General features: G+C 45.9%; 15 protein-coding genes. 10 read left to right on the top strand and 5 right to left on the bottom strand.

The features are described from left to right. The first annotated feature begins 158 nt into the window (after positions 1–158). From NOM90_RS01280 to NOM90_RS01265, 4 genes are read left to right on the top strand one after another with little or no spacing between them, the layout of a single operon-like run. A complete protein-coding gene (locus NOM90_RS01280) occupies positions 159–710 on the top strand; it encodes a biotin transporter BioY (RefSeq protein WP_255939386.1) in 552 nt (183 codons plus the stop codon). Between the two features lies 1 nt (position 711). Continuing rightward, a complete protein-coding gene (locus NOM90_RS01275) occupies positions 712–1,512 on the top strand; it encodes an energy-coupling factor transporter ATPase (RefSeq protein ID WP_255939385.1) in 801 nt (266 codons plus the stop codon). Next, positions 1,497–2,420, top strand: a complete 924-nt coding sequence (locus NOM90_RS01270; RefSeq protein ID WP_255939384.1) for an ATP-binding cassette domain-containing protein — start codon at positions 1,497–1,499, stop codon at positions 2,418–2,420. Before NOM90_RS01275 ends, NOM90_RS01270 begins: the two co-directional genes overlap by 16 nt. Next, on the top strand, positions 2,407–3,171 hold the full coding sequence (locus tag NOM90_RS01265; protein ID WP_255939382.1) for an energy-coupling factor transporter transmembrane component T family protein: 765 nt from the start codon (positions 2,407–2,409) through the stop codon (positions 3,169–3,171). Before NOM90_RS01270 ends, NOM90_RS01265 begins: the two co-directional genes overlap by 14 nt. 293 nt (positions 3,172–3,464) lie before the next feature. On the opposite strand, the gene NOM90_RS01260 is transcribed toward NOM90_RS01265, so the two are convergent. Then, positions 3,465–4,331, bottom strand: coding sequence for a DMT family transporter (locus tag NOM90_RS01260; protein ID WP_255939381.1), 867 nt, complete (start codon positions 4,329–4,331; stop codon positions 3,465–3,467). 19 nt (positions 4,332–4,350) lie between these two features. After that, the gene (locus NOM90_RS01255; RefSeq protein ID WP_255939380.1) at positions 4,351–5,235 is read right to left on the bottom strand and encodes a dihydrodipicolinate synthase family protein; all 885 of its coding nucleotides are present in this window, start codon (positions 5,233–5,235) and stop codon (positions 4,351–4,353) included. Between the two features lie 227 nt (positions 5,236–5,462). Between NOM90_RS01255 and NOM90_RS01250 the strand changes: the two genes are divergently transcribed. Continuing rightward, positions 5,463–6,956, top strand: a complete 1,494-nt coding sequence (locus tag NOM90_RS01250) for a glycoside hydrolase family 28 protein (RefSeq protein ID WP_255939379.1) — start codon at positions 5,463–5,465, stop codon at positions 6,954–6,956. Here the strand turns inward: NOM90_RS01250 and NOM90_RS01245 are convergent. Then, entirely contained in the window at positions 6,886–7,755 is an 870-nt protein-coding gene (locus NOM90_RS01245; RefSeq protein WP_255939378.1) for a helix-turn-helix transcriptional regulator, read from the bottom strand. The genes NOM90_RS01250 and NOM90_RS01245 overlap by 71 nt on opposite strands. Positions 7,756–7,785: 30 nt before the next feature. Between NOM90_RS01245 and NOM90_RS01240 the strand changes: the two genes are divergently transcribed. Further along, positions 7,786–8,838 carry a dienelactone hydrolase family protein gene (locus NOM90_RS01240; RefSeq protein WP_255939377.1) on the top strand — a complete coding sequence of 351 codons (1,053 nt, stop codon included), beginning with the start codon at positions 7,786–7,788 and terminating at the stop codon, positions 8,836–8,838. 39 nt (positions 8,839–8,877) lie between these two features. On the opposite strand, the gene NOM90_RS01235 is transcribed toward NOM90_RS01240, so the two are convergent. Beyond that, a complete protein-coding gene (locus NOM90_RS01235; protein WP_255939376.1) occupies positions 8,878–9,750 on the bottom strand; it encodes an AraC family transcriptional regulator in 873 nt (290 codons plus the stop codon). Between the two features lie 140 nt (positions 9,751–9,890). On the opposite strand from NOM90_RS01235, the gene NOM90_RS01230 reads away from it, so the two are divergent. The 4 genes from NOM90_RS01230 to NOM90_RS01215 all read left to right on the top strand — a co-directional run bounded on the left by NOM90_RS01230 (position 9,891) and on the right by NOM90_RS01215 (position 13,635). After that, positions 9,891–10,739 (top strand): amidohydrolase family protein, encoded by an 849-nt coding sequence (locus tag NOM90_RS01230; protein WP_255939375.1) that lies wholly within the window; start codon positions 9,891–9,893, stop codon positions 10,737–10,739. Beyond that, on the top strand, positions 10,736–11,704 hold the full coding sequence (locus NOM90_RS01225; RefSeq protein ID WP_255939374.1) for an aldo/keto reductase: 969 nt from the start codon (positions 10,736–10,738) through the stop codon (positions 11,702–11,704). The genes NOM90_RS01230 and NOM90_RS01225 overlap by 4 nt, the downstream gene beginning before the upstream one ends. Next, on the top strand, positions 11,701–12,729 hold the full coding sequence (locus NOM90_RS01220) for a zinc-binding alcohol dehydrogenase family protein (protein WP_255939373.1): 1,029 nt from the start codon (positions 11,701–11,703) through the stop codon (positions 12,727–12,729). The genes NOM90_RS01225 and NOM90_RS01220 overlap by 4 nt, the downstream gene beginning before the upstream one ends. 144 nt (positions 12,730–12,873) lie before the next feature. After that, on the top strand, positions 12,874–13,635 hold the full coding sequence (locus NOM90_RS01215) for a hypothetical protein (RefSeq protein WP_255939372.1): 762 nt from the start codon (positions 12,874–12,876) through the stop codon (positions 13,633–13,635). A 191-nt stretch (positions 13,636–13,826) separates the two neighbouring features. Here NOM90_RS01215 and NOM90_RS01210 read toward each other — a convergent pair whose 3' ends face one another. Beyond that, entirely contained in the window at positions 13,827–14,639 is an 813-nt protein-coding gene (locus NOM90_RS01210) for a GNAT family N-acetyltransferase (protein WP_255939371.1), read from the bottom strand. Positions 14,640–14,687 lie beyond the last annotated feature (48 nt).

Genomic DNA, 14,687 nt, shown 5'->3' with positions numbered 1-14,687 from the left:
ATTCGAATGTAATAAAAAGAATTGTACCTATGAACGTTTTTCGTTCAGGAACAATTCTTTTCTTTTTTTATTGTTAACCTAAAATAAAATCATGGTTTACAATCAAAATAAAGCTCGCTATAATGCAAAAGCATAGAATTGGAATTGGAGGCTCTACGATGAAAACGAAAGATATGGTATACGCCGCGCTATTCGCCGCTCTGATTGCGGTGCTTGGGATGATTCCGCCGATTCCGCTCGGGTTTATTCCGGTACCGATCACGTTGCAGACGCTTGGCGTCATGCTTGCAGGTGGATTTCTCGGTAAAAAAACAGGCGCAATCAGCTTGATTTTGTTTATTGTGTTAGTTGCAATCGGATTACCGATTTTGACAGGCGGTTCAGGAGGGCTTGCTCCGCTGGTAGGCCCGACAGCCGGCTATATCTTTAGTTGGCCGATTGCGGCATTTTTGATTGGTTTTGCAACAGAAAAGGTATGGGCTAAATTAAAGACGTGGAAACTGATCTTGATCCATATTGTGTTTGGCGTAATTTTAGTGAACTTGATCGGAGCTCCGATTATGGCACTCATTACGCATACTTCGATCTGGACAGGGCTGGTGTCGGGGATTGTCTTTTTGCCAGGAGATATCATCAAAGCGGTGATTGCGGCAATCGTGATCGTACAAGCACGCGCCTTAAGCCCGATCGAAGAGAAAGTGATGGGTTAAAATGCTGGTATTTGATCACGTACAATTTTATTACCGCAGAGGACAATCGGTATTAAACGAGATCAATTTTTCGATTGAACAAGGCGAGTTTGTATCGGTTGTCGGCGGCAACGGTAGCGGAAAATCGACATTAGCCAAGTTGATGAACGGTCTGTTGGTGGCAAAACAAGGCTCGGTAAAGCTGGATTCGATCGAAGTGTCCGATCCTGCCTACACGCCGCATATTCGTCAAAAGATCGGATTGATTTTCCAAAATCCCGAAGATCAATTTATCACGACAAATGTGACCGATGAGATCGTATTCGGGTTAGAAAATATACGTGTTCCCGCAGAAGAGATGCAAGAGCGAGTCGATCAAGCGCTACAAGTCGTAGGGATGACGTCTTTTGCTCAAGCTTCGCCGCATGAATTATCCGGAGGGCAAAAGCAAAAGATAGCGATCGCGGCTATTCTTGCCATGCGTCCCAAGTGGATTGTTTTTGACGAAGCGACCTCGATGCTTGATCCAGCGAGCCGTTTCGAACTCATCCAACTTATGCAGAGTTTGCATCAGCGAGGAATTACTATCATTCAAATCACGCACCATATGGACGAAGTTTTGGTTTCGGAACGCGTATTACTGCTAGATCAAGGATGTTTGATATTCGACGGTCGCCCAGACCACTTTTTCAAAACGCTACCGCTTGAGTCGTACGGCTTGGAAGCGCCTTTTGCGCTGCGTATCCATAAAAGACTTGATTGGCGCGGAGAACTGGCGGCTGACTGGAAAGGACGTGCCGCATCCCAATGGTTAAATCGATAAAAAAAGAAACGACGGCAGAAACACGAGTAGGCTGGGAACTGCATGATGTGAGTGTACAGCGCAGCGGACGTGACGTCTTACAGCGGATTAATCTAACGTTGACGCCAGGCGCCTGGACATCGTTGATCGGCAAAACAGGCGCCGGGAAGTCTACATTGGCGTCTTTACTCAAAGGGCTGATTCCTCGGTTCACTGGGCAATATCTGATCGGTAGTCAGCCTATCGCTACAGACCGAAAAGGAAAAAGTTTGGTGGTTCCGGAGATTGGATTTGTTTTTCAATATCCGGAGCATCAGATTTTCGAAACAACGGTTGAACGTGAGTTGAGTTTTGCTTTACGTATGCGAGGAGATTCCATGTCGGATATTCAGAAGCAGATTCAAAACCTGTTACCGAAAGTGGGCTTAAGTGAAGACTTGTTGCCGCAATCGCCGCTTCTTCTTAGCGGAGGCCAAAAGCGTCGGCTCGCGATCGCTTCGGTGCTGATCGCTAATCCGAGTCTTCTTATTCTGGACGAACCGACAGCCGCTCTTGATCCGGTTAGCCGCCGTCAATTGCTCGATCTGCTTCAAGATTGGCAACAAGAGAAAGGCACCGAGCAAAAACGTACCGTATTATTCATTTCACACCGTATCGAAGACGTAGCGGAATATTCCGATCGCATTTTGCTGCTGCATGAAAGGAAGTTACTTGCCCATCAGACGGCAAACGAATTGCTGTTAGATCATAGCGAGTTGCTGATACAATCCGGAATTCCTTTGCCGGAATCGATACAACTGCTTCGCTTAACGGAGCAACTTTCAGGAATGACCTTACACCCGGCAAGCTGCCGCGAAGCCGACGTTCTTCGAGAAGTAGAACAAATCTGGCAAATACCGCAAGAAGGAGCCAAGCATGAATCCTTCTGATCGATTGATTGTCGGGCAATTTTTGGAACGAAAATCCAGTCTGCATATTCTTGATCCGCGAACCAAGTTGATTGGTTTTCTTTTATTTATGATCGTGGTTATGCTGTTGGATACTAAAAGCGGTTATATAGCGGCGACTTTATTCGTATTCATCGTCTTACAGTTATCTCGTATTCCGCTGACCTTATACATCCGTGGTCTGATGCCGCTACTTCCGGTTGTTTTGCTCACTTTGCTTTATCATCTGTTATGGGGGCAAGGAATCGGAGAAGGAATCCGAATTTTTTGGCGCATACTGCTGATGGTTTTACCGGCTTCTGCACTAACCGCTACCACAAGACCTCTACAGATGGCGCAAGGAATCGAGACTTTGCTCAAACCTTTATCCAAACTTCGCGTTCCCGTCGAACAATTCGCATTGATGATTGTGATCGCAATCCGATTTATCCCTACGATCTTGGAAGATATTCAGCGAATCCGTTTGGCTCGAAAAGCGAGAGGTTTCCAATCGAAGCGGAACCTGCTTTCTCCGATGATCGAATTTATTCAAATCTTAGTTCCGCTACTGATCAGCACCGTACGCCGCGCCGATCAGCTCACACTCGCAATCGAAGCCCGCGCTTACGGCGATGGACGAGGTAGAACCGTATTTCGTCGTCTTCTTTTCAAAAAGCCCGATGCACTAGCGACGCTCTTGATCGTCCTTAGTCTAAGCATCATTTTTGCGATAGATATGCTTTTCCCATACTAACTAACCAAACAAAAAAAGCGCCGATATTGATCGGACGCTCAAGTGTCAAGAAATGCTACACTAGCTAGAAGAGAGCCGACGGAGAGGGAAATTCAGTGCAGTGAAATCTTTTCGTAGAAAAGATACTTCGAAAGCATACGCTGATATTGTTCGCCTTTGAAATCGAGAAAACTCCTATCAAAAGTTAAATCCATTTTCTCGATTTCAACACGCGACCGAAACGAATTTTCCTCGGAGTCAGCTGGTTTCCACTACCCACGTAACTTTCTAGAAACCCCAAGCGCCGATAATACTCAAGATGCCAACCGCAACACAACAATCCCCGCAAAAGCCAACAAAATGCCGAAAGCCTCACGCCGGCTCCACGTTTCTTTGAGATAAAACCGCGCATACAAAATCACGATAATGACACTCATCGCGGTAATCGCGGATACAATCCCCGTAACCCCTTCTTGCAAAGCATGGAGCATCAAAATCATACCCGCAATATTCGTTAGTCCAACCGTCATCCCCCATGTTAAAGTACGCCGTGCTTTCCATGCAGGAGGGCTGGCAGGCCGGCTGTTCTTTTTCGATATTCGACTGCTTATGTACATCAAGAAGAACAATACCGTACCCGTCGCAAACATCATCGTGAGCACGGGCAACATCGAAGCTCCAATCAGTACCGATTGTTTGGAGCTGAGATCGGTGAAGCTATAGAGCAACATCGCAATCAGACCCCAGTTCCACCCTCGCAGGCTTCCGCTACGAAAATCTTGCCCGTACCGAACAAGAATCAGAGCCAGTACGACGATCCCGAATCCTATGCCTTGAACGCCATTCGGTGCTTCATTCCATAACCAGAAAGCGACAAGGACCACAACCAAAGGCGATAATGCCGAGAAAAAAGCGACGACAGAAGCTCTGCCGACTTCATAACCCCGATATATCGAAGCATTCGCCGCAAAAGAAAATACGCCCATTAACACGCCTAGTCCTACACCGTGATTCCACGGCTGCTTGGCTTGGATATTCAAAAGAAGCGAAACCAAAATCCCGGATAGATACACACCGACAAATAACAAATTCCGATCGACCGGGCGTTGAGACGTCCATTGATACAAAATACCCCGAACCCCAAAGCAAGCGGCAGCTGCGACCGCAAATACAAACCACACGATTTAATAAAAGCCTCCTTTATTCCAGCGCGTTCAGACAATCTTCGATATTTTCAATCGCCGAAGAACCAACCGGAATCAACGGCAAAGGAAGCCCTGGCGCACTTATCCATTTCTTATAAATCGCAATTGCGGCGGCAACGCGTACACTTCCATGTTGATTGAACAAAGCCCAGATCGGAGACAATTGCTCGGATTGCTTCAGCGCTTCTTCCGCGCGTCCGGCTTGGGCATGGCGCGTCATCTCCAAGCAAAACTTGGGAAACAAACTTCCCAGCACCGAGTACCAGACTTCGCATCCTGCATTCAGCCCTCTTACCGCGACCGCGTCGCCGCTGATTCCGATAGAAAAGTTATCGGGCACTACGGATCGAAGTTGATCAACCCGAGCTTTCGCTTGCATAGCATCATCCGATATCCCTGGAATTTTAACCGATTGAATATGCTGAAGTGCAGCGATTTTGCCATGCAATTCATCGCTAAACGTAAATTGTGTCGTGCGCGGATTGTCATAGACGCAGATCGGCACCGAAACCTGTTGCGAAACTTGCTCATAGAGCAGGTAGGCTTCTTGTTCGCTAAGCGGCTGATACGAGACCGGGGCGAGAAGCAAAGCGCTAGCACCGGCCTGCTGAGCATCTTCTGCAAGTCTGAGTACATCGCGAAGACGGAGCGAGCTGATACTTGCCATCACCGGAATATTTCCTGCTTGCTTCACCGCGAGTTCAATGACTTGCCGACGTTCCGCGCGATCCAGATACATATAACTTCCGGTTGACCCAAGTACGCCTATCGAATCTACTCCGGCATCGACCAATCGATCCATAAATCCAACAAAAGCTTGTTCATCAATCTTTTCGTCTTTGAAAGGCGTTAATGGGAAAGCGGATAATCCGTTAAACACATGATTCACACTCCTATTTTGATCTTTGTATCGCTTTAAACTCAGTGTACAGCAAAATAGCAAATTTTCATGACGAAGAGGGTTTTATCTCATTTTAGAACATAAAAGTATAAAAAAAGAGGAAACAGACATAATAATAAGCAGAATTTTAATTTTGCATGAACTAGACTTAATAACACATATTGCATAACAAACACATAAACTTCGAAAAGAAAGGAAGTAGATCTATGAATACGAAATCAAGCGATTACCGACTGCCTGAACTGCCGCAAATTCCACGGCGTACCGTTACGGTGACCGATTACGGTGCAGTGGGTGACGGATTCACGTTATGCACATCCGCGATCCAAGCTGCAATAGACGAAACTCATGCTTCCGGCGGTGGGAAAGTCGTGATTCCGGCTGGGCTATGGCGCACAGGCCCGCTCACTTTGCGTAGCCATATCAATTTGCATATAAAAAGCGGGGCTATCGTTCAATTCGACTCCAATCCTGAGTTATACCGGATCATCCCTTCGCATTTTGAAGGTTGGGCAGAGTGGCGTTGTCAGTCCCCGATTGACGGCGTGAACCTGACCGATGTGGCGATTACCGGTGATGGCATTTGGGATGGCGCAGGAGAAGGTTGGCGCCCGGTGAAACGGGTCAAAGCGACGCAGCCGCAGTGGGAAGAATTAATTCAATCTGGGGGAGTCTTGGATGAAGACGGCGAAATCTGGTGGCCAAGTGCCGAAGCCAGAGACGGAGAGGTTCATTGTCGACATCTTCGCGAGCTTATTTTAGCGCAAGGATCCCAATCCGTGAGCAGAGAAGATTATTTGCCTGCGAAAATGTTTTTACGTCCCAACATGGTGAGTCTGCGTTCTTGCAAGCGTGTTTTGCTGGAAGGCGCTACTTTTCAAAATTCGCCGGCGTGGTGCCTGCATCCTATAGGCTGCGAAGAGGTCACGATTCGCAATGTGCAAGTCCGTAATCCGTGGTATTCGCAAAATGGAGACGGATTGGACCTTGAATCATGCAGCCATGCGCTAGTTGAACATAATGTATTTGACGTGGGTGACGATGCGATCTGCTTGAAATCCGGCAAAGACGAAGAAGGCAGACGGCTGGGGATGCCTTGTCAGTTCATTACGATTCGGCATTGTACGGTGTATCACGGGCACGGCGGCGTTGTGATCGGCAGCGAAATGTCAGGCGGCGTTAAGCATGTACGGGTGAGCGATTGCGTATTCAGCGGTACGGATATTGGATTACGCTTCAAAAGCACACGCGGGCGCGGCGGGGTAGTCGAAGACATTGTGATGGAGCGGATTTTGATGCGCGATATCATCTACGAAGCGGTCTCGTTCCATCTTTTTTATGCAGGGGTAGAAGGCTCTGAAGGTCATGACGATACGAAATATCCGGTGACGGAAGAAACGCCTATATTCCGTGATATCACGCTTAAAGATCTTGTATGCGGCGGCGCGGAGACGGCTTTATTGGTCAACGGTCTTCCAGAGATGCCGCTCAGCAATCTGCATGTCGAAAATTTCCGTGCCGCAAGTCGCAAAGGGATCGTATTACGTTACGGAGACGGGATTACATTTAATCAGGTTGAACTTCAAACGCATCAGCAGCCCCAGCTCACTGCACATAACTGCTGCAACGTTACTTGGAATGGCGATCCGATCTTGTCTGCTTCCGGTACTGAAGCGGAGTCCATCCAGTCGCTTTCTTGAACGTTTTGTTAAAATGCGACAAATGTTCAAATCCAATGCTGAGCGCAATATCCTGAATCCGTTCTTCCGAATGAATTAATTGTTTCTCCGCCTCGCGCATCCGAATATGAATAATGTATTCTCGAAAATGAAAACCGGTTAACCGATGAAAAACGCGGCTTAAATACGAAGCGCTGATAAAAAAATGGGCCGCGGTTTGCTCCAAGGTTAGCGATTGGTCATAATGCTTGCGAATATACGCTGCTACTTCGTTGATAAGATCGTGTAGCGGCGGTTTTGCGGCTTCACTTGGCTCATCAAGTTGCATATTTTCCGAGCGCTGAAGCAGTACCGATAGCTCCGTAAACAAGGCGAGTACGCAATCTTCGTAATGACATCGTTCACTTCGGCATTCGTCTACCATTTTAAGAAGCAACCGTTTCGCTTCATCTTGTTCACGAAGCGTCAGCGTAAATACACGGTACCTGTGTTGATGGAACCAGATCGCTTCGTTTTGCAAAGATGTCGGCAACAAACGCGGATCGTAGTTGATTAAAATCCGTTCGAACTCCGCGACCTCCGAGCTTGCAGTCGAATGGATCTGCGCCGCAGGAATCAAAATCAACTCGCCTTTACGCAGTGTAATGACGCGATCATCTACAAAGTAAACCCGTTCGCCTTCGCATAGATAATACAGCTCGATCTGCTCATGACGGTGCGGGCGCGGCATTGCCGTAACGCCTTTTCGTTTCATATGTTGAATGCTGAATCGGTCTTTACAGATACGGTACTTGGGATGAAGGTTATTTACGGTAGACATAAGTCACTTCCTTTTAAGGAGATCAATAAAATGACATCTTCGTATTCGCAAAAGTTAGGAAACGAATTGGACGCCTTTATCCAAAATCTGAGTCATCAAGCACCTCGGCGCTCGGAATGGAAAGAAAATTCTACATTTGAACAGTGGCAAGCCGAGACGACAAAGCGATTTCGCGAAAAGTTAGGGGCATTTCCTGAAAATCCTGATGAACTTCAACCCGAACTTTTGGAGCAGACAGTTTGCGAAGGCTATACTCGGGAACGGATCGAAATTACGACGTACGAGTATCTTCGAATGCCTATGTATGTACTGATCCCAGAACATGTTGCCGACTCCACGCCTATTGTTTTTGCGATCCATGGTCATGGGTACGGAAGCCGGGAGATTGTCGGGCTAGAACCTGACGGCTCAGTCAGACACGGCGATCCCGGTCTACATCAAGATTTTGCGTTATCGCTTGTCCGGCAAGGATTTATTGTACTGGCTCCGGAATTGCTTGGTTTCGGCGATCGGCGTTTAACCGAAGATCGGATGTTAGCCGAACACGACCCAAGCAAAAATTCGTGTTTTCGCTTGTCGTCAGCACTGCTGATGATCGGACAAACGATAGCGGGTTATCGAATTTACGAAACCATGCGAGCCATCGACTATGTACAAAACCGTTGGCAAAACCAAGCTCATCGCTTGGGCATCATGGGGATCTCCGGTGGCGGCCTCGTCGCAGGATTTACAGCAGCTTTGGACGCTCGTATTTCATGTGCCGTGATCAGCGGTTATGCCAATACGTTCCAAGATAGTATTTTGGCTCGTTCGCATTGTTTGGATAATTATATCCCCGGCATACTGCTGGAGTCCGAGATGCCCGATCTACTTGGACTCATCGCGCCTAGAAGCTTACTTATCGAATCAGGAGATACCGATGCTTTATTTGTCCGAGCAGGCGTTCATACGGCGCTTGAACGATTGACCGTTTTGTTTGAAGCAGCAGGGCGGGTGGACGGTCTTCAAGTCGATTTGTTTAAGGGGGGTCATGAAATCCACGGGAAACCTGCTTTTGAATGGTTGCGAAAAGAACTGAATTAAAAGACAAATCACCAAACGGATAGCCCTGCCGCTGTCCGTTTATTTGTGTCCTTTTAAACTACGGCGGTATTGACTAGGCGTAACATCTGCTACTCTTTTGAACATGCGGTGAAAATGCGCGGTCGTCTCATATCCGCAGCTTTGGGCAATATTGGCGATACTTTGATCCGTGCTGAGCAGCAATTCTTTGGAACGCACAATCCGCTTGGCATTCACGTATTGCGTCACATTCATCGCGGTCAATTGTTTGAACACCCGGGAAAAATGGGGAGCGGAAATACAAGCTTTGGCAGCTAAAGTCGATAATCCGTTTGCGCGTTCGGGATGTTCGTCGATTTCACGGAGTGCATCTCGCATCCAAGCCGGAATACTGTTCGCTTGTTCCAAAGAATCCGGTTGCGTTGCGTGAATGGAACGATTCAGTTGCAGCAGCAGGCGATGCAGACTCAACTTGATCGCTTCTTGACTGCCAAACAAACGTTGCTCCAGCTCGCTCTGAATATCGGCAAAAGCGGCTTCGACTTCTTTGGTCAAAAGCGGCGTAAGCTCGATCCGGTACGTTTTATTTTTACGCACCCAGTCAAAACTATATAGAGCGTGATACGAAGCTTCCGTCGATTCGCTATGCAGTAGACTCGGAGCGAAAAACAACACCGAAGACACAATCGGATCTTCATCATGCGGCAAAGAGCGGTGAATCGTATTGCCGGGAATCAAAAAAAGATCGCCGGCTTTTTTGTCGTACCACGCATCATCGATAAAAAATATCCCGTGTCCGCTATGGATAAACACCATTTCGTAACGGTCATGCAGATGGTCCGGCAGTTCGTCGATCGTTTTTTTGAGTGTCCGGTAGGAAAGTTCCAACGGAAATAAGGGATCACCGACAAAAGGCTTACGCAAAGGTTTCATAAGAAGTTTTCCCTTTCTCTTTTTCAATCAAATGCGTTACGCTTACAAAATATCAAAAAAAGTGACAAATATGCAAGAAACGATGATATTCAATCCGCTTTTCATTATATACAATGTCGATAAAGGAGTGAAGAATCATTATGCGTATCGATGCTCATCAACATTATTGGAAGATTCAGCGCGGCGATTACGGCTGGATTACACCGGAACTTCCGGTTTTGTATCGGGACTTTTTACCGGTGGATTTTGAGCCTTTGCTTCAGAAGCATCAATTAGGCGGAAGTATCCTCGTTCAGGCAGCTCCAACGCTTGAAGAAACCGAATATATCTTATCGCTTGCCGATGAGAATCCTTCGATTTTAGGAGTCGTAGGTTGGATTGATTTATTTGACCCTGACCACCGAACTCATTACAACAAATTCCGTACTCACCCGAAATTTCGCGGCTTCCGCATTATGATTCAAGATATGGAAGACCCTTCGAAAATGTTGATTCCTTCGTTCGTGGATGCGCTGCGCGGTTACGCTGCGGAGCAAGTGCCGATCGATCTGCTGCTTACATCTCCTCAAATGGAGATTACGTTGCAATTGCTCGAAAAGGTTCCGAATCTCTACGGCGTAATCGATCATATTGCCAAACCTCAGATCGCAAAAGGCGAATTTGAAAGTTGGGCATCGAATCTCAGTCAATTTGCGAAGTACCCGGGATTGTTCTGCAAATTGTCGGGCATGGTGACTGAAGCCAATCCGTCTGGTTGGAAACCCGAAGATTTCGTTCCGTACGTGCGTCACGTACTCAAAGCGTTCGGGCCTGAGCGTGTGATGTTCGGAAGCGATTGGCCGGTATGTCTACTTGCTGCTGATTACGATCAAGTGGTCGATATTTTGGAGCAAGCACTACCGCCAGCATGGAGTCAGGCAGACCGAGATCTGTTATTCGGAGAAAATGCAAAACGATTTTATTTGGAAAACGGGGGAGCAATCTCATGAAAACGCGTAAACTAGGCAAAACGAACCTGGATGTATCGGTATTAAGCTTTGGTGCTTCGTCACTTGGAGGCGTATTCCGTGAGACGGACGATAGCGAAAGCGTACGCACGGTACATGCGGCAATCGATTGCGGTATCAATTACATTGACGTATCGCCTTATTACGGATTAACTCGCGCCGAATCGGTATTGGGACAAGCGGTGGCACAGCTTCCGCGCGATAAGTTTTTGCTTTCTTCAAAAGCGGGGCGTTACGGCGAAGCCGAGTTCGATTTTACGGCGAAACGAATTTTCAGCAGCGTCGAAGAAAGTCTGCAACGTCTTCAGACCGATTATTTGGATATTTTGTTTTTGCATGATATTGAATTTGTATCGCCCGAGATTATTTTGGAAGAAGCGGTTCCGGCTCTGCATCGATTAAAAGAACAAGGCAAAATCCGGTTTACCGGAATTAGCGGGCTGCCATTAGCATTGTTTGAACAAATGTTGCCGCAGATCGAAGTGGACGCAATTCTGTCGTACTGCCATTACTCGCTCAATGACAATTCGCTTTTGGAACTCGTTCCGCTTTTGAAAAAGCAAAATATCGGCTTAGTGAATGCTTCGCCGTTATCGATGGGGCTTCTGAGTACACGCGAACCATCGTCTTGGCATCCGGCAAGCAAAGAAGTAAAAGCCCTTTGTCAAAAAGCGGCGCAGCACTGCGCAAATGCCGGAACGGATATCGCCAAGCTTGCGATGCAGTATTCGACAAGCCATGCGGATATTCCGACTACGCTGGTTAGCACGGCTTCGCCAGCAAATATCGCGCGTAATGCGGCATGGATCGAAGAACCGATCGACGAAGCGTTGCTCCAAGAAGTATTGGATATTTTACAACCGATTCATAATGTAAGCTGGTCTAGCGGGATTGAGCGGTACAACCAATCCGTAGCGACATCCGGCAAAAGCGAGGGACTGCGATGAACGGGATTATCTGCGAAGAAGTCGGACGTTTAGTATGGAAAGAAGATCTGCCTGAACCGGTACTTGAAGCTGGACAAGCGATTGTCAGTATTCGCCGCGTCGGCATCTGCGGGACAGATCTTCATGCGTATCGGGGCCAACAACCTTTTTTCAGCTATCCGCGTATTTTAGGTCATGAGTTATCCGGTGTGATCGAACAAATCGGAGAAAATGAAAAAGGGCTACGCGTAGGCGATATCGTCAGCGTCGTTCCGTATATGCACTGCGGCAAATGTTCGGCTTGCCGCTCGGGCAAAACGAACTGCTGTCAGCATATGCAAGTATTCGGCGTGCATATTGACGGAGGGATGCGCGAACGCGTCTTGCTACCGATTAGCCATCTGATTGGCACACAAGGGCTGACGCTGGATCAATCGGCTATTTTGGAGCCACTTGCGATTGGTGCACACGGGATTCGTCGTTCGGGTCTAGTTGCAGGAAGCGGAGAGACGGTATTGGTCGTAGGCGCAGGTCCGATCGGGCTTGGCATTATGGCACTGGCACGTTATGCCGGAGCGAATGTGATTGCGCTGGATATTAACGAAGAGCGACTGGCATTTTGCCGCGATTGGGCAGGGGTATCCCACACGATTAACGCGTTGGAAGATGCGGAGAATCAGTTGAATGAACTCACGAACGGAGAAGGCGCGCCGATCGTGATCGATGCGACGGGCAGCGTACAATCGATGCAAAATGCGTTCGGATACGTCGCGCATGGCGGTTCTCTTGTATATGTGGGACTGGTCAAACAAGACATCACATTCAACGACCCGCATTTTCATAGCCGCGAAATGACGCTGCTAGGCAGCCGAAATGCAACGATGGAAGATTTTGAACAAGTCCGCAAAGCTATTGCAGCGGGTTATATCGATGCGGATCGCTACGTGACGCACAGAGCGGGTTTTGCAGAAGCTGTAGGCGAATTTGAACATTGGCTGAAGCCGGAATCCGGTGTGATTAAAGCGATGATTGAATTGGGAGAATAAATTGCTAGACGATGCAATAACTTTAAATCTATTTCAGTAATGAATTTAAAGTTATTGCATTTAAATTTTGTTATATAATTAGACGGTAAAAGCTTTTTAAATTTAAAATCAAATTCTATTCAGTTGCGGGAACGGTGAAAATACATGGTAATGTATGCTTTTAGAGATCCAGCCAGAACAATAAAAGTAGTGGCAAACACTGCGTTTAGAGAAAACAAAAGCACTCGATTCTATTGTCCAAATCTAGCATGTGATGCACATATGCATATTTGTGGTAGAAACGGTAGTGCAAAGTTTTATTTTAGTACGCAAATCAAAAGACACAGACATGTAGAAAATTGTCCTTATCATGCATCACTAAGCAACTTTGATCCTACTAAGTATGACGAAAATAAATTTGATTTTAATGAAGCATTTTTAGCTTTAACTGAGAAAAGCAATCCTCAAACCAAAAAAAATAATTCTACCATATCTAAAAAAGGGTCATTCGATCTAAAGCCGCCTCGTACATTGCTGCAAATATATGGGATGTGTAAAACTCACCATTATACTGACACATACAATGGGCATATTGTCGGTAAAATACTAGTTTATGAGGGTAGCACTGAAATGTATTCAAGTACTCAGGATATTGTTGGCAATAGAATCGTTGAATTAAAGCGTGATAAGCCTAAATTTTATGATTCATCCAAAAATGAAATTCATTTGAAGGCTTATTTAGGAAAGAAAGAATACAAATTTTCACTGAAATTCGATGATATAACTGAATTTAAAGCTATACGAGACGAGATTTTTAACAATAAAGACAACAATATAATTGTAGCCGGTAAATGGAGTTTCTCCGTAAATGAAAATAAACTTGTAACTATTATTTTAAGTAAGAAGCAAATAAAAATTCTTAAATAAATAGATGACAGCTTGTTATAAGTAAAAGTCGCATTGATTAAAGATTTTAAACATACTTTTTCACAAAATCAGTATTTTGTACATATGTATATGGATCAATTCAATACCCTGTTTTATCGCATTTAAGTCTGTTTTATACGTTCCAAATAAAAATGCCGACTCTTTTTTAAGAACCGGCATTTTTATTTGGATTAACGTGAAACCCAGATCGCTCTTGTCCAAGCCATCCGTAAACCGATCCGTTCCATATTGTTTTGGCTTGAACTGCCCGAGCTTGCTTGTGCCACGATCAATTCACAACCCGCTCGGTAAGCTTCGTTCATACGCCATTTTAAAAGTGCGGTTTGCAGACCTTTTTTTCTAAACTCAGGTGCGGTTGCCGCTAATGTAAACGATGCGATTTTTTCGTTATTATACATGACACCTACAGCCGCTGGTTGCTCATTCCAATACGCCAAAAACAATCTCCAACCTTTACGATGAAGTAAGCCGATATTATTGTTTACAAAATGATGTTTATGTACGAGATCGATCCCTGATGCTACGCAATGTATCCCTGCAAAGTCCTCAAAATGAGCGGCATCCTTGATTTCTTTGATCGTAATTTCTGGCGAAAAATCAAAGTTTTGCTGACTTGGCAGCCCGTACAATACAGATTGAAAGCTTTCTTGAAACAATCCTTTTTCCGATAACTCTCTCAATAAACTTGGCGTTGCGTTGATCGGATCGACTTCAACTTGGAATTTTCGTTCTTTCGTTTGATAAAATTCTATCATTTCTTCCAATCGATCAATCTCATTCTCTGAGATACCTTTGACCGAGTTGAATAAAGCCCACGGCATCGATTGAATATAAAAAGCTGTAGCATTAACGAACTTTTTGATTTCAACCCCTTCTGGGTTGCCGCTTTTCTCGCCTATAGAGCTAATTCGAGAATGAAAATATTCGATTTCGGATTGCTGGATCTCTTTGGCTAATTGCTTATTTACAACTAAAAAATTCAATGTCCAACCTCCTTTTTAATAGGTACTGCTCGCTCCTATTAATTTAAC

The organism is Saccharibacillus sp. JS10, assembly GCF_024436065.1.
In the GTDB taxonomy this organism is placed as follows: domain Bacteria; phylum Bacillota; class Bacilli; order Paenibacillales; family Paenibacillaceae; genus Saccharibacillus.
This window is presented reverse-complemented; position numbering and strand designations above follow the sequence as displayed.

Excerpts from the sequence above, each read along its gene's own strand:
- NOM90_RS01240 (WP_255939377.1), top strand. The coding sequence starts at position 7,786 with ATGACATCTTCGTATTCGCAAAAGTTAGGAAACGAATTGGACGCCTTT.
- NOM90_RS01265 (WP_255939382.1), top strand. The coding sequence starts at position 2,407 with ATGAATCCTTCTGATCGATTGATTGTCGGGCAATTTTTGGAACGAAAA.
- NOM90_RS01220 (WP_255939373.1), top strand. The coding sequence starts at position 11,701 with ATGAACGGGATTATCTGCGAAGAAGTCGGACGTTTAGTATGGAAAGAA.
- NOM90_RS01275 (WP_255939385.1), top strand. The coding sequence starts at position 712 with ATGCTGGTATTTGATCACGTACAATTTTATTACCGCAGAGGACAATCG.
- NOM90_RS01230 (WP_255939375.1), top strand. The coding sequence starts at position 9,891 with ATGCGTATCGATGCTCATCAACATTATTGGAAGATTCAGCGCGGCGAT.
- NOM90_RS01250 (WP_255939379.1), top strand. The coding sequence starts at position 5,463 with ATGAATACGAAATCAAGCGATTACCGACTGCCTGAACTGCCGCAAATT.
- NOM90_RS01235 (WP_255939376.1), bottom strand. The coding sequence starts at position 9,750 with ATGAAACCTTTGCGTAAGCCTTTTGTCGGTGATCCCTTATTTCCGTTG.
- NOM90_RS01270 (WP_255939384.1), top strand. The coding sequence starts at position 1,497 with ATGGTTAAATCGATAAAAAAAGAAACGACGGCAGAAACACGAGTAGGC.
- NOM90_RS01215 (WP_255939372.1), top strand. The coding sequence starts at position 12,874 with ATGGTAATGTATGCTTTTAGAGATCCAGCCAGAACAATAAAAGTAGTG.
- NOM90_RS01245 (WP_255939378.1), bottom strand. The coding sequence starts at position 7,755 with ATGTCTACCGTAAATAACCTTCATCCCAAGTACCGTATCTGTAAAGAC.
- NOM90_RS01225 (WP_255939374.1), top strand. The coding sequence starts at position 10,736 with ATGAAAACGCGTAAACTAGGCAAAACGAACCTGGATGTATCGGTATTA.
- NOM90_RS01280 (WP_255939386.1), top strand. The coding sequence starts at position 159 with ATGAAAACGAAAGATATGGTATACGCCGCGCTATTCGCCGCTCTGATT.